Genomic DNA, 18,118 nt, shown 5'->3' with positions numbered 1-18,118 from the left:
TTTTTTTAGAAGAATCTTGGCGAACGAGCTAGTTTCGCTTTTCCGTTTAAATTAAATTTGAATATAATTTCATGAGAACCATCATTGTATTTTTGTAAATCAGTTACAGATCGGTCATAGGCATAACCCGCAAAAATAGAATTGGTTATTTGAAAACCGACTAGTCCAGAAACAGCATCTGTAAATCGGTAACCAGCACCTAAAGTTAACTTTTCATATAAAAGGAAATTTAAAGAACCATCATAAGTAACAGAGGAACCTTCTACAATTTTTGCTAAAAAGGCAGGTTTAAATTTTATTTTAGGAGATACGTTAAAAACATAACCACCTTGTACAAAATAATGTGTTCGTCTTCTTATTACTGATTCTTGAATGTCATCATATGATTCAGAAATGATAAAGTTTGGGATAGAAAGACCTACATACCAATTTTCATGATATAAAAAACCTCCAGTTCCAAAAATTAATCTGATATTATTATTGATATTATTGTTAAAAGCATTATCAGTTGCCATTTTATAGGTTCCTTTAGACCAATCTATATTTAATAAATTCATCCCTCCATTAATACCGAGCGAGAGTGTAGTACTTTCGCTTAATTGTATTCTGTAGGCAAAACTTGCATTAAAATATTGCTGACTTTGAGGACCAATTTTGTCATTAATAACACTTAAGCCTAAACCGGTATAATCACCAATTTTTCCATGTATACCAAGCGATTGTGTAGTAGGAGCTCCATCAATACCTACCCATTGTGATCGATGCAATAAAACGGCTTCAAGGTTTGTACTCGTGCCAGTATATCCCGAATTAATACTTATAGTATTATACATATATTGCGTATATTGAGGTTGTTGTTGCCCAAACGTGATAAAAAAAGTGAGCGAAAACAATACTACAGGAAGTGTCTTTATAAAGATTTTATAATTTTTTTTCATAAACGAAGTAGATTTTGTTTGTTGAATTATAGAAAGGATTTATTTAGCAATGTATAGCCAACCCGATTGCGTCATATTTAAATCGTCTATTTTTAAAGTGTAGAAATAGGTTCCTACTGGTAAGGTTTCACCTTGATTTACAACACCACTTACATTAGCAACACCATTCCAAGTATTTTTATACGAACTAGTTTCATAAACAATATTGCCATATCTATTAAATACTTCTAGTTTATTATTAGGATATTTCTCAATACAATCAATTATAAAATGTTCATTCTGACCATCATTATTAGGCGAGAATTCATTGTAAACGATTAAGCAAGAAACTTCTACTTCTGCAGTTGCATTATTATTGTCTAAATCTGTATCTAATGGATCAGAATCTATAATTGATGCAGTATTCGTGTAATTACCACTCGCGTTTACAGTAACTGTTACTTGTAAAACAGCACTTTGGTTTGCAAGTAAACTGTCTATGGTCCAAATTCCCGTAGAAATATTATAATTCCCATTAGTAGTTGTATTAGACACATAAGTATAACCAGAAGGAAGATTTTCAGAAACTTGTATATCATTAATATTAGATATCCCATTATTATGAACTGTGATGGTAAATACAACGGTTTCACCTATAGCTACGATAGCGTTATCTGCGACTTTAGTTATTGTAATATCGGAACAACTATTTATTGTGATATCTTGTGAAAATGAAGCAGTACCATTACAAAGTGATGGACTAGAATAGCTAACACTAACATTACCAACAGTAGTTTGATTCCAATTTACAGTAACAAAATCAGATGACACACTACCACCGGCAGTTATTGTTCCTCCTGTTACTGTCCACTGATAATCACTCATGCTACTTTCTGTAGTATAGGTATACTCATTGCTGTAGCAAACATTTGCAAAGTCTCCACTTATACTTGCTTGACTGTCAGTTGTTAAATTAACGGTAACTTCTAAACGAACACTACTTTCACAAGCTGCACCTACTAAAGCCGCATAATATGTTGTATTATCAGTAAGTAATGTTGTTGTAGCTAAAGGTGTACCACCAGTAGGAGTAGCATACCAGTTTACAGGTGACTCATTTACCTGTAAATCATTTACAGTTGCATTTTGAGAATTACAAAACTCTTGTGTTGTATTATTAGTTGTTGGTGTCATTTCATCACTAATCATTACTGTAACTTCAAGACGGATACTACTTTCACATGTTGCGCCTACAAAAGCGGCATAATAAGTAGTATTATTAGTTAATGATGTACTTGGATCTAAAGGAGTACCGCCAGTTAATGTTGCATACCAATTAATTGGAGATTCATTTACTTGAATATCATTAATAGTTGCATTGGATAAAAGACAAAATTCTTGTGTGGAATTATTAGTTGTTGGTGTCGCCTCATCTGTAATAGTAATTGTTACTCCTTTTAAATCTCCTGGAGCATTTGAACAGGAAGTTGTTGCATCTGTAATACTTACATAATATGTGGCTGGACTATCTGTAATGTTTAATCCAGTAATAGTTAAAACACCATTAGAGTCAATTGCGTAAGAAATATTACCCACCACTAATCCATTTGTGATTTCTGTAGTTGCATTGGCATCAAAATACCAATTAAAAGTTCCTGAAACGGTAGTACTTGATGGTGTTAAAACAACTTCATCTATAGCACAAATTGCATTTTCAGCACCACTCACATCAATATCGTTTGCTGTAGGGGTTTGGTTAACAGTAACAACAACTTCAACTCTTTGTGATTCTTCATTACAGTTTGGATTTCTTGCAGCAACATAAAAGCTAGTTGTTGTTGTTAAAACTGGAGTTGTAAATGCTTCTCCTGAATTTACAATAGCTATAGGTGTGCCACCATTAGGTACATCATACCAATATAATTGTAATGTATTTGGATCTGCATAAGCTACTAAATTGGCAATATTTCCAGCACAAATTGCTACGTTTTGCGAATTGGCATCAATTGTTGGAGCAGGAGGTACTCTTTCAATATCATATAAATCTAGTTTTTGGAAGATTGTGGTATTTAATAAAGAGGTGTATCGTAGCATAATTCGATCAACAGGCATTCCAGGTGTGTATGGAATAGTTACTATTTGATTACTCTGCATTAAATTAATGAGCTCCAGATTTAAAAGACTATTTAAATTTATGGAACTTGCTACAGTAGTACCATCATAAGCAGTAATATTAATATTATTGGCCACACCAATTGCTAATAAGGAAGGATCTACTCTTAATCTAATATTAAAAACATCATTAGTATTGGATAAACCACCAAAATAAACGACTTGCTCAATTGATGCTGCAACACTTAATACACCTAAACTTAGTTCAGAATAGGAATTTATATCTGTATCAATTGCATATTCAGGATTATCAACTCCGGCTCCAGCAAGATTTATTAAATCGAGATTAAGACCGTTACCATCATAGGAAGTATATAAAGGTCTACCACATTCAGAAGTTTCATCCATATAAAAAGCGCCATAAACATGAAGCTCTTTAACATTGTTTAAACCTAATAAAGAACCAACTCTATTGGTTAAACGAATTCTATTATAGTCAGCATTTGGGGTAATAGCTATGAAATGTTCGCCCGCAGCATTAATAACTACTTTTAGATTAGGACTTGCAAAATCATTTACAATTTGTGAATTTCCGGTTTGTATAACTGTATTATCTAATTTAGCTTGAATAGTAAATTCTTGGTTACCAATAATTACAATTCCTAAAACATCAGACAGTAAATTACCTAAACTTCCCCCTAGTAAAACATCAAACAAATTATCCTCAGCTTCTACTTTAACAAAAGTAGTTGTATTAGCATGTAAGGTTGTTGGAAATTCTAGTTCAATATGACCAGAGTAACTACCAATACCTACAGCAATTCCTGTACTTGCTCTAACTACTGCAAAGGTACTTTGGTTTTGGTCAATAGCATTTGCGCTATTATCAACATTGCTTTCAGAAACAATGTTTTGCGCATAAATAACAGATTGTGCGTTTGAAACACTAATGGAAAATAGAAAAAGGAATAGCGGAATAAATGTCCATTTTTCTAGACTGGTTTGGATGTAGTTTTTTTTCATAACTGTCTATAATAAATTAATAAATCAATTAATCGATTATGCTTTCCCCAAATAATATAAATTATTGAAAAAAAGCTTTTTGTACTTGAAGTTTAGATATGAAAAGAATCATAAAGAAACTACAGTATTTTATTACAGATAGTTGTAAAGAAATGTTTTTGTTTTTTTGCCTGTTTTGTAAATTTACAAAAATTATTGTTAAAACACTTGTTGTTTTACTGTAAAAAATGTTAAAAAAATAAAAGATATATAAATTCACCTGTATTTTGTAAGAAATATTGTATTGAAAATTATAATTAATTATATTTTTGATAGATTTTGTATATTTGCTATCCTCAAATTTAAAAAAGTATAAAATGGGAATGAATAAAAATACAGTATTAGCTTGGGCTACATTTATTATGATACTTATGGGATTATTATTAATTGGTTTAGGTATTTACCGCTATGCTGATGTAGCAGGATGGGGTTTTTCAGCAGTAGGAGTTGGTTTTTTTGCTATTGCTTGGGTTTTTAATGCATTAAAAGGAAGAGTATAAGTCTATTTCAAAAACAAAAATTAAGTAACAAACAATATATATGTCAGACGATAAGAAAGTAATTTTTTCAATGTCTAAAGTAAATAAAATTTACTCTAGTACAAATAAACAAGTTTTAAAAGACATCTATTTAAGTTTCTTCTATGGAGCTAAAATTGGTATTTTAGGTCTTAATGGTTCTGGTAAATCTTCATTATTAAAGATTATTGCTGGTTTAGACAAAAACTTTCAAGGAGATTTAGTTTTTGCCCCTGGTTATACTGTAGGGTATTTAGAACAGGAACCACAATTAGACGAAACTAAAACAGTTATTGAAATTGTAAGAGAAGGTGCGGCAGAAATTTATAATTTATTAGATGAGTTTAATAAAATAAATGATAGTTTTGGTTTGCCAGAAGTATATGAAGATGCAGATAAGATGCAAAAATTAATGGATCGTCAGGCAGAACTACAAGACAAAATTGATGCTGCTGGAGCTTGGGAGATAGACAACAAACTAGAAGTAGCCATGGATGCACTTCGTACTCCAGAAGCTAATACTCCAATTCAGTTTTTATCAGGAGGAGAAAGAAGACGTGTTGCACTTTGTCGTTTATTATTACAACAACCAGATGTGTTGTTATTAGATGAGCCAACTAACCACTTGGATGCTGAATCTGTACTTTGGTTAGAGCAACATTTACAGCAATATGCTGGAACAGTAATTGCAGTAACACACGACCGTTATTTCTTGGATAATGTTGCAGGTTGGATTTTAGAATTAGATAGAGGAGAAGGTATTCCTTGGAAAGGAAATTATTCTTCTTGGCTAGATCAAAAGTCTAAACGTATGGAACAAGAAGAGAAGGTGGCTTCAAAAAGAAGAAAAACCTTAGAACGTGAGTTAGACTGGGTTAGACAAGGAGCAAAGGGAAGACAAACAAAGCAAAAAGCACGTTTGCAAAATTATGATCGGTTATTAAATGAAGATCAAAAAGTGCTAGAAGAGAAATTAGAAATTTATATTCCAAATGGCCCACGCTTAGGAACCAATGTTATTGAAGCTCAAAATGTTGCTAAAGCATTTGGAGATAAATTACTATATGATAATTTAAATTTTACATTACCTCAAGCAGGCATTGTAGGTATTATTGGACCGAATGGAGCTGGTAAATCTACCATTTTTAAAATGATTATGGATGAAGAAAAGCCAGATGGTGGTAGCTTTAAAATAGGAGATACTGTTAAAATCGCCTATGTAGATCAGTCGCATAGTGATATTAACCCCGAAAAATCTATTTATGAAAATTTCTGTGATGGTCAAGAATTAATGATGATGGGTGGAAGACAAGTAAATTCTAGAGCGTATTTATCCCGTTTTAATTTTGGAGGTAGCGATCAAAACAAAAAAGTGGCAACCTTATCTGGTGGTGAAAGAAACCGTTTGCATTTAGCCATGACCTTGAAAGAAGAAGGCAACGTTTTATTATTAGATGAGCCTACAAATGATTTAGATATCAATACCTTACGAGCATTAGAAGAAGGTTTAGAAAACTTTGCAGGATGTGCCGTAATTATTTCTCACGACAGATGGTTTTTAGATAGAGTTTGTACCCATATTTTAGCTTTTGAAGGAGAATCTCAAGTTTATTTCTTTGAAGGAAGTTTTTCAGAATATGAGGAAAATAAGAAGAAACGTTTAGGAAAAGAGGTAACGCCTACTCGAATTAAATATAAAAAATTGATTCGAAATTAAAAATGTACTTTTCCTTTTTTAATCAATAATATAGAAAACCTATTTCATTTTGAAGTAGGTTTTTTTATGACTATTACTAATCTTATTTTTAAAATACTTGTCTTTAAGGATATTGAAAATAGCAGTACTTTCTTAATAAAGAAAAGAACAATTCTTTCTTTTTATAGTTTTTTTTATATAAAAATAGTACTTTTAACAAGTTAGAGAATATTTAAAATGGTCCAAACGCTACCCAATGAGTTATTTACATAAGATACTATTACCTATTTTATGCTTCGTTTTTTCAATTGTAACGTTTTCTCAAATACAAAATTCTGAAACTAAAACAATTAAAAAATACTTATATGAATCAGGGAAATATCTGCATTCTAGTCAACCAGAATTATCGTTGCAAAATGCAAAGAAAGCATTGGCATTAGCCATAAAAAAAAATGACGAATCTTCTATTGCTAAAGCGTATAATTTTATTGGGTTAAATTTCGTTGAAATTTATGATTTTGATAAAGCTATTGATTATTATAATAAAGCTCTAATTCATGCTGCAAATGCAAATAATGATACAATTAAGAGTTGGTTATACAATAATTTAGGAAACGTATATTCTTACAATAAGAGAGATGACGAAACAGGTATCAAATATTATTTACAATCTTTAGAATTTGCTAGAAAAGTAGATATTATCGAATTTACTTATAATAAATTAAATTTAGTAAATACCTATTTTGAAAAGAAAAGATATGAAGAAGGAAAAGTACATCTAAGTGAGGTAAGATCACATATAGATTCATTAAAACAAGAATATGAAGCTCAATTTTTTTATTACTCTTTAAATGGCGATTATGAAGCGTTTAAAGGTAATTTTGGAATAGCTGAAAATAACTTATTGAGAGCATTAGCTATTTGCCAATCAAAATACAAAAATTTTAATCCTGCTCACGAAGTTGGTATGAATAAAAGCTTAGCCGAATTCTACTTTAGTAGAAAACAATACGATAAAGCCTATAAATATTTATTAGCTACTGATTCTCTTCGTGAATTAGAAAATGAAGCACAAAGAAATGAAAAAGTAAAAGGGTTAGTTGAACAAATTGAAAAAGAAGAAGTAAAGCGAGATTTAATTAAGATGGAAGCAGATAAACGCGTCCAAGATCAAAAACTTCTGAATATCAAAATATTAATTATATTAATTGGTGTTATCTTTTTAACAACACTTACTATATTGTATTCTCAACTAAAATTAAATCGAGTTAGAAGAAAATCGAATGAAGAATTAAGAGAAGCTAACGAAGAACTAAAAATAGCTAAGGAAAAAGCAGAAGAAGCTTCTAAAGTAAAATCACAATTTGTTTCAACCATTAGTCATGAATTAAGAACACCTTTATATGGAGTTATAGGGATTACTGATATCATAGAGGTTGAGCATCAAGAATTAGAAAATAGCCCTCATTTAAAAGCGTTAAAATTTTCAGCAAATTACTTACTTTCATTAGTAAACGATATTTTAAAAGTATATAAGTTTGAAGAAAATAGAGTGGTTCTTGAAAATAACTTATTCAATTTAGAAGACAAATTAGAAACGATAAAAAATTCGTTAGATAATATTGCTTTAAAATACAATAATGATCTTCTAATTAAAGTGGATAAAAAAATTCCAGAATATATTATTGGTGATAGTATCCGATTGTCGCAAATTATTTTAAACTTAGTCAGTAATTCTTTAAAATTTACTCATGATGGAAAAGTAACTATCTCAGCAGATTTAGTTAAAGAACAAGATGGTTTAATTTTTATTCAATTTAAAGTAATAGATACAGGTGCAGGAATTCCAGAAGAGTATCAAGATAAAGTATTTGACAAATTTGTCCAAATAGATAGAAAAGAAGATGATTATCAAGGTACTGGATTAGGACTAACTATTGTGAAAAAATTAATTGAATTATTCAAAGGAGATATTCAATTAGAAAGTAAAGTTAACAAAGGAACTACAGTAACATTTACGATTCCTTTCGAATCGGGAGAAAATAAAGTAAATGAATTTGTTAACAATATTGAAGTAGATTTATCGTTGCCAAAAACCTATAAGATATTAGTTGTGGAAGACAATAAAATTAATCAAATTGTTACCAAAAAATTATTGGAAAACCACAAGTTTCAATGTGAAATTGCTGATGATGGCTACTTTGCATTAGAATTGCTCGAAAAACATCAATTTGATGCCATTTTGATGGATATTAATATGCCTAAAATTAACGGTTTTGAAACTACAAAATTAATTCGTCAGAAAGGAGTTACCATTCCAATTATTGCTGTTACCGCTTTTGAAAAAGAAGAAGTTCAGCTGAAAGCCAAACAATCGGGTATAGACGATATTATTGCTAAACCATTTGATGCTAGAAAATTATTCCAAATGATTCGATTGCATGTGAACAATAAAGAAGAATAAAATTTCTTCAGGTTAATACCATCTTTTTTTATTCTTTTTCGATCCATCTGATTTTCTGGAATTATTGCTTTTGTTATCAGATTTGGATTTGTTTTTATTTCTATAGTCGGGTTTTGCACCTTCTTTTTTTTCTTCTTCTTCTTTCCAAGGAAAAGAATGATTTTCAACTACTTTTACTTTAATCCGAATTAATTTTTCAATATCATTCCAGTAGTTTTTTTCATCTTTACCACAAAAAGAAATAGCAAGTCCTGTATTACCAGCTCTACCCGTTCTTCCTATACGATGCACATAGGTTTCAGATATATTTGGAATATCAAAATTAATTACAAAAGGTAAGCTTTCAATGTCAATTCCACGAGCTGCAATATCTGTAGCAATCAAAATTGGAATTTCTTGATTTTTAAAACTTTCTAAAATACGTTGTCTGGCACTTTGCGATTTATCTCCATGAATAGCACCTGCATCAATACCTTTTTTCTTTAAAGCTTTAACAATATTATCTGCACCATGCTTTGTTCGGGTAAAAACCAAAACATTTTTTAAATTTTCTTCTGTAATGAGTTGGTATAATAAATTCCTTTTTTCCGATTTGTCAACAAAATATACTTTTTGACTTACTTTTTCAGCTGTACTAGAAACAGGAGTAACGGTAATATATTTTGGATTATTTAAAAAGGTGTCAGCTAATTCTCTGATAGCCAAAGGCATTGTAGCTGAAAATAACAAAGTTTGTCTATTATCTGGAGTAAGCTTAATTATTTTTTTTACATCATTTATAAAGCCCATATCTAGCATTTGATCTGCTTCATCTAAGATTAATTGATGCATGTGATTTAAATCAATAAATCCTTGCTTATATAAGTCTAGTAAACGTCCTGGTGTAGCTACAAGTACGTCAATTCCTTTTTTTAATTGATCTACTTGAGGCACTTGATTTACACCACCAAAAATAACTAATGTTTTAATATTGGTATACTTCCCATAAGTATCAAAACTGTCACCTATTTGTATGGCTAATTCTCTTGTAGGAGTAATAACAAGTGTTCTAATACGCTTCACTTTTTTTGCCGAACCTACAATTTTATGAATCAGCTGAATTACTGGAATAGCAAAAGCGGCTGTTTTACCTGTTCCCGTTTGTGCACATGCTACTAAATCTTTTTCAGCTAAAATTTCAGGTATCGCTTGCTCTTGAATAGGAGTAGGTTTTACATAGCCTTCTTCTTCTAAAGCTTCTTGTATATTGTTTATTAAATGAAGTTCTTTAAATGTCATTACAAAATTTTTGTACAAAGGTAATTAAAAGAAAATAGAGTTTTGCTATTAAAAATGGGATTACAAAACTTTACTTTTTATAAAATCGGTTATTAAATAAGCCATTAATTTTCCAGTTAAATGATTGTTATTTGTTAAATCTAGATCTGGTGCTCCTTCACAAATATGCAAATAAGCTGCGTTTTTATGTTTCCCAAAGTAATGAATGTATTCTCTTGCTTGCTGTACACTAAAGCCACTCAAAGTCATGGCGCTAGAGTAAATATGAGGAATGGCATCTAAATCTAATTCAATTCCAAAAGGATCTTGCTTTATAAAGGCTAATCCTTCTTCTAATTGAGATGCAAAGTTTTTTTGTTTTCTCACTTCAATTTCTTCATAAGAAACATATTTTAACCTCGTATCTTGCTCTTTTATAGAATTGAAAACGCTTTTAGAAACAAAATTTTCATGTAAACCAAAGACAAAATATTTTTTAAGAAAACCTTCTTCAAATGCATAACTAAAACCATTACCAGAGTGCCTACCTTCTAAAATTCTAAAATCGGTATGAGCATCAAAATTAATAGCATTTACCGGCTTCCCTTTTGCCAATGCTAGTCCTTTTATATTTCCGTAAGCATTGTTATGTCCACCACCAATTACAATAGGAATTTTATCGCATTTTATAATTTGATGAATAATATGCGACACTTCTTTATCTATTTTTTCTACTAATGTAAAAAGCCTCTTTTTGTGTTCTTTGTTTGATATCTTTAGTTCATTTGCTTCTTGAAGTTCTTCAGTAACCTCTAAATGACCTAATACAATTATATTGTTTCCTTTACAAAATTTATTATGTTGTACATTTACCAAGCTTTTTAAAGCACTTTCATAAGCAGAAGCTGTTCCCACTCTTCCTAAATTTGCTTTGACACCAATGTCTTCTGGAATCCCAAAAACAACAAATTGAGCATCACATTTGGATATAAATTCCCAAATATTTTCATTTGATGGGATAGTTATTACTTTTTCACCTAATTTTATTTCACCACTTCTGTGATGGGTAATTTTGGCCAATTCCTTAACGGTTAATAAGTTGATCTTTTCCATTTTTTTTAAAAAAATTTCACATCAAAAATACTATTTTAATATAACTTTCGTTCTAAGATTGAATAAATACTTTATAAATTGTACATTTGTTTAAAAAATTAAGTAATCACCAAAAATTTATGGAAGAAAACACAAACACAAAGAGTAACTCAGGTTTAAAAGCGGCAATAGTTGTATTAGCATTATTGTTGTTAGGTAGTATCGGTTATATTTATAAATTAACCTCTGATAATAAAAAACAGTTAACAGAATTAACTACTGAAAAAACAGCTTTAGAAGACGATATCAAAGCTAGAATCGCTGAATTAGAGGCAATGTCAGGAGAAAATACTGCATTAAAAGGCGAGATTGATGAGCAAAAAGAAGAAATGACAAAACTTTTAGAAGAATTAGAAAAATCTAAAGGTGATGCCAAAGCAATGGAAAGATACAAAGGAGAGTATTTCCGTTTAAAAAGAGAAATGGATAATTTGGTAGCTGAAAACAAATTATTAAAAGAACAAAATGTTTCTTTAACCACTTCTTTAGACAGTACAAATACTGTTTTAGAAGAAAACAGAAAGTTTACTGATACACTTTTAGTTCAAAACAACAACATGACTAAAACTATTGAAAAAGCATCTAAATTAGCAGTACTAAACTTAAATGTATTAGCTGTTAAAGAAAGAAGTTCTGGAAAACAAGTAGAAACAACAAAAGCAAGTAGAGCAGATAAATTAAAAATTAGTTTTGTAATTGCTGAAAATCAAATTGCTTCTTCTGGAGATAGAAAATACTATGTTCAGGTGATGGACACTAAAGGAAATATCTTAGGGGAGAAGAAAACAATTCCAATGGGAGAAGATCAAACATTAACATATAGTTTTATTACTACTGTTAAGTACGAAAATAAATCGGTACAAGTTACTGAAGAATTAGCAGGAGACAACTTTGAAGCGGGTACATATTTTGTAAATGTATTTAGCGAAAAAGGTGAAAATGTTTCTAAAACAAGTTTTGTTTTAAAATAATACCTGTTACTTTTAACAAAAAAAACGGAACTATAGTAGTTCCGTTTTTTTATTCTGCTATTTTAGATTGATATCGTTCATAGGTTTTTTCTATAATGCGGATCATTCTTTTTCTTAAATTATTTGGTTTTATAACTTCTAATCCATTGCCAAAACCTAATAATAAACGTTCTAACTCATAATTTGGTATTAAAAATAAATGTACCACAATACTCCCGTCTTCATGAGTTTCAATAATTCTTTGGCTATGATGTAAAGGTTTTGTGATGACATAAGGAGCGTTCATTTGATCAATCCAAAGCTCAATTTTCACAGGATACAAACCTTGATTAACCGTAACACCCACAATATTTTTATAATATTCTTCCGCATTAAATTCCTCTTCTAAAAAAGACAAATTAAAGTCATAATCGATTTTTTCGATACGATCTAAAGCTAAATTGGTAATGGGTTGGCTAGCTTTGGTTCTACCTACTAAAAACCATCGGTTATTAAATTCTTTTAGCAAAAAAGGATGAAAAGTAAGTTGTTGGGCTTCTTTAGATTTAAAGGATTTGTACGAGATGATTAAAACTACTTTTTTAACGATAGCTTGATAAATTTCATCTAAAAAATGCAAGCCTTTTAAATTTTCATTTTTATCCAAATGAATTACAGGTTGTGTATGCGATTTTTCAGCGTAAATTTTATCTTCTAAGCGTTGTAAAATGTCAGATACATCATGAAACAAAGAAAAATCTTTAAATTGTTTTAGCATAGAAACGGTTTCTGTTAAAACATTAATGTCGGTTTCTGTTAACGGAATATCTGTAATTGAAAAATCATCTTGTGCATAATGATAATATTTTTTATCATATACTTCGATTGGGGCATTGTAACCTAATTTTTCACTACGCATCATCTGAATATCTAATTGAATCGTCCGTTTACTTACAGATGTTTCTTTTCCTTCATATTCATATAATGCTTCACTACAAGCTTCAATTAAATCATCTAATGTCCATTGACGGTATTTGTTTTGAAGACATTTGTCTATTGTTTTATATCGTATGAGTGCGTTTTTATTTTGTGCCATAGTTTAGTTCAGTTCGTTTACTTGTGTTTAAAAAATTTAAAACGTATTCTTATTCCGTCAGTTTTAGTAATCTTAATAGAAAGAAATACAATTGAAATTATATTGAGATTTTTTTGTCATAATAATAAAAGTATTTCTTTTTTAATATTTTCTCTTGCTTTTGTTTCATATTGTGTTCTAAAAACTTCTGTTTGAAAAATGAAATCCCTTTCTAAAAAATGTTGTAGCGCTTTTTTACGTCCAGGGTTATAAAGAATATTAGGATAAATTTTATATTCTTGCCTAATTTGTTTAGAATAAATGAAGTATTCCTCCCAAGGTGAAGCCAATATTTGTAAGTCAAAATCAAGTAACCAATTGATAGTTTCTTTTTCCTGATGTTCATGCAATTGAGTTGCACAAATCATTTCAAAAACTAATTCTTTATCAATTTTAGCAAATTCTGGAAGTAGTTTTATTGCTAATTTTGCGCTTTCAAGCTCATTATCTTTTCGTGTCACTTTATAAATAATATCATGATAGAAAAGTGCATATACGATTTCATCGGAATGTGTTAATTTATCTTTATCTCGTTTATAAAGCGTCATCATATTTTCCAAATGAGTCAAATTATGATATTTTCTATTTTTAGAAGAATAAGCTTTTTCTAACGTTTCCCAATGCTTGTTAATAGTAAGCTTATCAAATCCTATACGTAACAATAAATTATGAAAAATGGCGTACAAAGACATGTTTTTTAGTAAAAATACAATTTATTTTTTACTACGTATAACAATTACGTAGAAATAAAATCATTTTATGAGAGCGTAATCTACCTAAGTTGTTGAAAAATATTAATTTTGTGATTAAACAATAGCTTAAAAAGAATTTATTGTGTTCCTTCATAAACATCCTTACCTCCCTTTTATTCAACCCGATACAGAAAAATTAATTGTAGGCACTTTACCACCTCCACGATTTTCAACAGGAGTGTTATTGGAAAAAGATGTCGATTTTTGTTACGGCAGTTATTATAATTCGTTATGGTTGTATATCGATAAAATACATAATTTGAATCTTAAATATGACAATTCAACAGAAGCCATAACGCAACGAAAAGAATTCTTAATGAAACATAAAATTGGAGTTTGTGATATAGTTGAAAGTTGCGAACGTACTAAAATTGATGCTTCAGATTTAGGCATGAAAAATGTTATTTTGCGTAATTTAATTCTGTATTTAAATGAATTTCCTAACATCTCAACCTTACTTTTTACTGGGGGAAATAGCAAAAACGGGCCTGAGTATTTTTTTAGAAAACAACTTAAATCTTATGGTCAGAAATTGGAATTGATTTCAAATGAAATACCCAGAATACATCAATTTGTTTTACCCGTTGCAGAAACTTCAAAAGAAAAAACGGAAAGAATAATCAAAACAGTTTCCTTAACATCTGTTTCTGGAGCTGCAAATATTTCTATTAGTAAAAATCCTATATATCAATATTTAAAAAGTAAAAACTCAAACTTTAATACTTTTGATTTTCGACTTTTGCAATATGCTGAATATTTTAACTAGTAGTACGTAAAATAATTACGTATTTTGAATTTTACCTTTGCTAAATAGTATAGAGTAAAAAAATACAGTTTATAAATCATGAAGTTTGATAATAATGTCTAAACAAATCAATAGAGGAAAAGAAGCCAAAGATGATTTCTTTTTTGAAACACTAAAATTTAGAATTGCAATTCATGAAGCAACAAAAGATATGCATTATCTGTTAACGCGTGGTTATTCTGAAAAAAATGCTTTGTCTTTAGTAGGAAATCGGTATAAATTAGCCAGTCGTCAACAAAAAGCTGTGCAAGGCATGAGTGCTTCAAACAAACAAGTAATGCTTAGAAAAAAGAACGAAATACAATATGAAGGTTTAGCCTGTAAAAAGTTAGTGATAGATGGGTTTAATTTACTTATTTTATTAGAAAGCGCCTTATCAAACGCATATATTTTTAAAGGACTAGATGGCTGTTATCGTGATTTATCTAGTGTGCATAGAAATTATAAAATGGTTAATCAAACGGAACAGGCAATTAATTTAGTATTCAATTTCTTTAAGGAAAGTAAATTATATAATATTCAATGGATTTTCGATAAACAAGTTTCTAATAGCGGGAGAATAAAAGCAAAAATTGAAGCTGTGGCAGTATTTAATAATTTAAATTGGAGTGTTTTTTTGGAAGACAATGCCGATAAAACTTTAATTGAAAGAGATGCAATTGTTGTTTCTTCAGATAAAATAGTATTGGATCATGCTAAGTTATGGTTTAATTTGGCGGGCTATTTAATTGAACAAAAACTAACTTCTAAAGTAATATTTAACAGTAATTTAAAGATCTGATAAAGATGAATACTACTAGTTTTCAACAAAAAATTGAAGCTCTTCTACTAGAATCAAAAGCTTTTTTTTCTTTAGAATGGAAAAGAAAATATGCCGCTTTTTTGCAAGAGGAAATCCTTCATTTTTTTTCAATAGAATTGGTAAAACGCTTTTATGAAATCCCAAATAATTCTAGACAGCCTTATTTTGTTGATGAAATAGTGCATAACTATCCTGAAATTGTATCTCAATTTAAAACCGTTTTTATCAATGAAAATAATATAGATGTAAAAGAGATTTGTTATCTAATCGAAAACACTCCTTTTTCAACAATATTATGGTTAATGGGACAACGAATTACTTCAGCAAGTAAACAAGACTTTGAAGCTATTCCACCTCTTAAAGCGGTTCTTTTAGAAAGTTGCTTTCAACCTTTAAACAGAGAAACAACTGTGGTTGTAAAAGCATGGGAAAAACACGTAGGACGTTATCCTGAAAGTATTTTTGAAAAACTAAAAGGTAACCAAAAAGCTAAAGAAAGTAAAATTAAGATTCAAATTGAAATTTTCTTTGAAAAAACAACTTGGTGGAACATTTTTTATCATTATAAGCATGGTTTGGTTTATGAAATCCGTTTAGCAAATGGTCAGGGAATGCGTTGGAGTAGTAATGGAAAACAATTTATTGGTTTTTTAGAACAATTTTTAAATGAGTAAATAAATGAAATACATAAAAGAAGGTCAATGTAAAAAATGTAATAAAACTACTAAAGAATTTTTAACAAAAAGAGAAATGGTTTTTGAAGAATTGAGAGAGACAAAGTTTGATTGTTCCTTTTGAAATTCAAATATTTTTCTAAGAACAACCTTTGGACCAATACAATGGTATGATGAAATACTTTTTGATGAATTGGGTAAAACTGAAGGGCTACACTTTTATTCTCAAGATGAACATATAATTTTGGCAGAATTAAAACATTTGAAGCTATTGCTAAGTGGAATTGATAATTCAGATTTTTTACTTTCAAAAAGAGCAACGCTTTTAGAAACCTTATGTGTTTTATTATACGATTATAGTTTTCCTATGGAAGAGACAATTACTAAAGAAGAAGAGAATGAACGAGAGATTATAGCTTTAAAGATAAGACCAGAGTTGCTAAAAAGAAAAGAAAAAATTAAAAAATTAGGTATCGAATATGGTTTTATTGACGATTATATCAAAGAAGTTGTTTTTCCACAATTAGATTTATAATGTAAGGGGTTGTTTTTGTATAAAAATTATCTAGCGCAAAATAATTGCGCACTATATTTTGAAGATTTGTCAAATTCCAACAAATGAAAAATCTCTATAACAAAGGACCATATCGAGGTTATGAACGTGCTAAACATTTGCGTCCTTATTGGAAAAAAATCGCTAATAGAAAATGGCGTGCTACGGAAGAAGTAGTTGTAGAAGAAGCCATTGCTTTAGAACAAAACGACGCAAATGCAATTAGAAATCCTGTAATCAAAAAGAAACCTAAGAAAAGTATTAAAGTAAAAATAAAATTTAAAGAACATAATGACAAAATTTCCTCTGTTTATACCAGTTATAGATCTTATAAACAATTAAACGATGCGATAAAGAGGAATAATGTTATTACAGTATTATTTAAAACTAACAAGAAAACGCCATCTGGAAGGCATTACCAATATGAATAATTATATAGATATAGGAATCAACTTAACGAATAAGCAATTCCAAAATGATAAAGAAACTGTCATTAATAAGGCGATAAGAGCAGGAGTTTCAAAAATAATTCTTACCGGAACAAGCGTAAAAGGTAGTCAAGAAGCCTTTAGAATTGCAGAAGATTTTCCTAACATTTTATACAGTACAGCAGGCATTCATCCACATGATGCTAAAAGTATGGATAACCAAAGCATAGCTAAACTTAGAAAACTATTAGAAAATAAAGAAGTTGTTGCAGTAGGAGAGTGCGGACTCGATTTTGATCGCGATTTTTCACCTAGAATACAACAAGAGCAATGCTATAAAGCTCAATTAGAATTAGCCTGTGAAATACAAAAACCACTTTTTCTACATGAAAGAGCAGCTTTTATTCGTTTTATGGCTATTACAAACGATTTTATATCGCAATTACCTAAAGCAGTAGTACATTGTTTTACAGGATCAATAAGTGAGGCAAAGGCTTATTTAGACAAAGGTTTTTATCTCGGTTTTACAGGAGCAATTACTGATAAAAAAAGATTTGCGCATTTGAAAGAAGTACTTCATTATGTTCCAATGGATAGAATTATGATAGAAACTGATGCTCCCTTTATGCTACCTAAAAACATTTCTAAAACAAACTTAAGAAAGGAACACCAAAGAAGAAATGAACCCGCATTTTTACCTTATGTAGCTGATTATTTGGCTTTAATTAAACAAATTGATGTTGCTGATTTAAATGAAATAATAGTAAAAAACACACTTGATTTTTTTGGTTTATAAGTTATCTTTGCCAGCATTTAAATAAGAACAAGATTATTTTAAAAA

General features: G+C 29.7%; 16 protein-coding genes. 10 read left to right on the top strand and 6 right to left on the bottom strand.

Annotation, left to right across the window (positions count from 1 at the left end; all coding sequences use genetic code 11):
- Positions 1-5 precede the first annotated feature (5 nt).
- Complete coding sequence (locus CX675_RS03960) at positions 6-938, bottom strand: type IX secretion system membrane protein PorP/SprF (protein ID WP_130733916.1); 933 nt, start codon at positions 936-938, stop codon at positions 6-8.
- Between the two features lie 39 nt (positions 939-977).
- Positions 978-4,052, bottom strand: coding sequence for a gliding motility-associated C-terminal domain-containing protein (locus tag CX675_RS03955; protein ID WP_130733915.1), 3,075 nt, complete (start codon positions 4,050-4,052; stop codon positions 978-980).
- 356 nt (positions 4,053-4,408) lie between these two features.
- On the opposite strand from CX675_RS03955, the gene CX675_RS03950 reads away from it, so the two are divergent.
- The 3 genes from CX675_RS03950 to CX675_RS03940 all read left to right on the top strand — a co-directional run bounded on the left by CX675_RS03950 (position 4,409) and on the right by CX675_RS03940 (position 8,769).
- Positions 4,409-4,591: a CAL67264 family membrane protein gene (locus tag CX675_RS03950; RefSeq protein WP_008258152.1), complete on the top strand. Its 183-nt coding sequence runs from the start codon at positions 4,409-4,411 to the stop codon at positions 4,589-4,591.
- Between the two features lie 40 nt (positions 4,592-4,631).
- Positions 4,632-6,326: an energy-dependent translational throttle protein EttA gene (ettA, locus tag CX675_RS03945; protein WP_130733914.1), complete on the top strand. Its 1,695-nt coding sequence runs from the start codon at positions 4,632-4,634 to the stop codon at positions 6,324-6,326.
- 235 nt (positions 6,327-6,561) lie between these two features.
- The gene (locus CX675_RS03940; protein ID WP_130733913.1) at positions 6,562-8,769 is read left to right on the top strand and encodes a response regulator; all 2,208 of its coding nucleotides are present in this window, start codon (positions 6,562-6,564) and stop codon (positions 8,767-8,769) included.
- 12 nt (positions 8,770-8,781) lie between these two features.
- On the opposite strand, the gene CX675_RS03935 is transcribed toward CX675_RS03940, so the two are convergent.
- Positions 8,782-10,047, bottom strand: a complete 1,266-nt coding sequence (locus tag CX675_RS03935; protein ID WP_130733912.1) for a DEAD/DEAH box helicase — start codon at positions 10,045-10,047, stop codon at positions 8,782-8,784.
- A 60-nt stretch (positions 10,048-10,107) separates the two neighbouring features.
- On the bottom strand, positions 10,108-11,139 hold the full coding sequence (locus CX675_RS03930; RefSeq protein ID WP_130733911.1) for a formimidoylglutamase: 1,032 nt from the start codon (positions 11,137-11,139) through the stop codon (positions 10,108-10,110).
- 119 nt (positions 11,140-11,258) lie between these two features.
- Here CX675_RS03930 and CX675_RS03925 point away from each other — a divergent pair, with 119 nt between their 5' ends.
- Positions 11,259-12,149, top strand: a complete 891-nt coding sequence (locus CX675_RS03925) for a hypothetical protein (protein ID WP_130733910.1) — start codon at positions 11,259-11,261, stop codon at positions 12,147-12,149.
- 49 nt (positions 12,150-12,198) lie between these two features.
- Here CX675_RS03925 and CX675_RS03920 read toward each other — a convergent pair whose 3' ends face one another.
- Positions 12,199-13,224 (bottom strand): YafY family protein, encoded by a 1,026-nt coding sequence (locus CX675_RS03920; RefSeq protein WP_130733909.1) that lies wholly within the window; start codon positions 13,222-13,224, stop codon positions 12,199-12,201.
- A gap of 116 nt (positions 13,225-13,340) precedes the next feature.
- Entirely contained in the window at positions 13,341-13,955 is a 615-nt protein-coding gene (locus CX675_RS03915; protein ID WP_130733908.1) for a hypothetical protein, read from the bottom strand.
- 142 nt (positions 13,956-14,097) lie between these two features.
- On the opposite strand from CX675_RS03915, the gene CX675_RS03910 reads away from it, so the two are divergent.
- The 6 genes from CX675_RS03910 (at position 14,098) to CX675_RS03885 (ending at position 18,073) form a co-directional block, all read left to right on the top strand.
- On the top strand, positions 14,098-14,781 hold the full coding sequence (locus CX675_RS03910; protein ID WP_130733907.1) for a uracil-DNA glycosylase family protein: 684 nt from the start codon (positions 14,098-14,100) through the stop codon (positions 14,779-14,781).
- Between the two features lie 94 nt (positions 14,782-14,875).
- Positions 14,876-15,601 carry a DUF434 domain-containing protein gene (locus tag CX675_RS03905; RefSeq protein ID WP_130733906.1) on the top strand — a complete coding sequence of 242 codons (726 nt, stop codon included), beginning with the start codon at positions 14,876-14,878 and terminating at the stop codon, positions 15,599-15,601.
- 5 nt (positions 15,602-15,606) lie between these two features.
- A complete protein-coding gene (locus CX675_RS03900) occupies positions 15,607-16,296 on the top strand; it encodes a hypothetical protein (RefSeq protein WP_130733905.1) in 690 nt (229 codons plus the stop codon).
- A gap of 244 nt (positions 16,297-16,540) precedes the next feature.
- Positions 16,541-16,831 carry a hypothetical protein gene (locus tag CX675_RS03895; protein ID WP_130733904.1) on the top strand — a complete coding sequence of 97 codons (291 nt, stop codon included), beginning with the start codon at positions 16,541-16,543 and terminating at the stop codon, positions 16,829-16,831.
- Positions 16,832-16,914: 83 nt separating this feature from the next.
- Positions 16,915-17,280, top strand: coding sequence for a hypothetical protein (locus CX675_RS03890; protein WP_130733903.1), 366 nt, complete (start codon positions 16,915-16,917; stop codon positions 17,278-17,280).
- Entirely contained in the window at positions 17,273-18,073 is an 801-nt protein-coding gene (locus CX675_RS03885) for a TatD family hydrolase (RefSeq protein WP_130733902.1), read from the top strand. The genes CX675_RS03890 and CX675_RS03885 overlap by 8 nt, the downstream gene beginning before the upstream one ends.
- Positions 18,074-18,118: the final 45 nt, after the last annotated feature.

Source organism: Flavobacterium sp. J27, assembly GCF_004303025.1.
GTDB lineage: Bacteria > Bacteroidota > Bacteroidia > Flavobacteriales > Flavobacteriaceae > Flavobacterium.
The sequence above is the reverse complement of the archived record's forward strand: the minus strand, read 5'-3'. Positions and strand labels throughout refer to the sequence as shown.

What these genes read in the sequence shown, in the direction of transcription:
- CX675_RS03955 (WP_130733915.1), bottom strand. Translation starts at nt 4,052, where the DNA reads ATGAAAAAAAACTACATCCAAACCAGTCTAGAAAAATGGACATTTATT.
- CX675_RS03935 (WP_130733912.1), bottom strand. Translation starts at nt 10,047, where the DNA reads ATGACATTTAAAGAACTTCATTTAATAAACAATATACAAGAAGCTTTA.
- CX675_RS03940 (WP_130733913.1), top strand. Translation starts at nt 6,562, where the DNA reads ATGAGTTATTTACATAAGATACTATTACCTATTTTATGCTTCGTTTTT.
- CX675_RS03925 (WP_130733910.1), top strand. Translation starts at nt 11,259, where the DNA reads ATGGAAGAAAACACAAACACAAAGAGTAACTCAGGTTTAAAAGCGGCA.
- ettA (WP_130733914.1), top strand. Translation starts at nt 4,632, where the DNA reads ATGTCAGACGATAAGAAAGTAATTTTTTCAATGTCTAAAGTAAATAAA.
- CX675_RS03960 (WP_130733916.1), bottom strand. Translation starts at nt 938, where the DNA reads ATGAAAAAAAATTATAAAATCTTTATAAAGACACTTCCTGTAGTATTG.
- CX675_RS03915 (WP_130733908.1), bottom strand. Translation starts at nt 13,955, where the DNA reads ATGTCTTTGTACGCCATTTTTCATAATTTATTGTTACGTATAGGATTT.
- CX675_RS03900 (WP_130733905.1), top strand. Translation starts at nt 15,607, where the DNA reads ATGAATACTACTAGTTTTCAACAAAAAATTGAAGCTCTTCTACTAGAA.
- CX675_RS03920 (WP_130733909.1), bottom strand. Translation starts at nt 13,224, where the DNA reads ATGGCACAAAATAAAAACGCACTCATACGATATAAAACAATAGACAAA.
- CX675_RS03905 (WP_130733906.1), top strand. Translation starts at nt 14,876, where the DNA reads ATGTCTAAACAAATCAATAGAGGAAAAGAAGCCAAAGATGATTTCTTT.
- CX675_RS03950 (WP_008258152.1), top strand. Translation starts at nt 4,409, where the DNA reads ATGGGAATGAATAAAAATACAGTATTAGCTTGGGCTACATTTATTATG.
- CX675_RS03890 (WP_130733903.1), top strand. Translation starts at nt 16,915, where the DNA reads ATGAAAAATCTCTATAACAAAGGACCATATCGAGGTTATGAACGTGCT.
- CX675_RS03930 (WP_130733911.1), bottom strand. Translation starts at nt 11,139, where the DNA reads ATGGAAAAGATCAACTTATTAACCGTTAAGGAATTGGCCAAAATTACC.
- CX675_RS03885 (WP_130733902.1), top strand. Translation starts at nt 17,273, where the DNA reads ATGAATAATTATATAGATATAGGAATCAACTTAACGAATAAGCAATTC.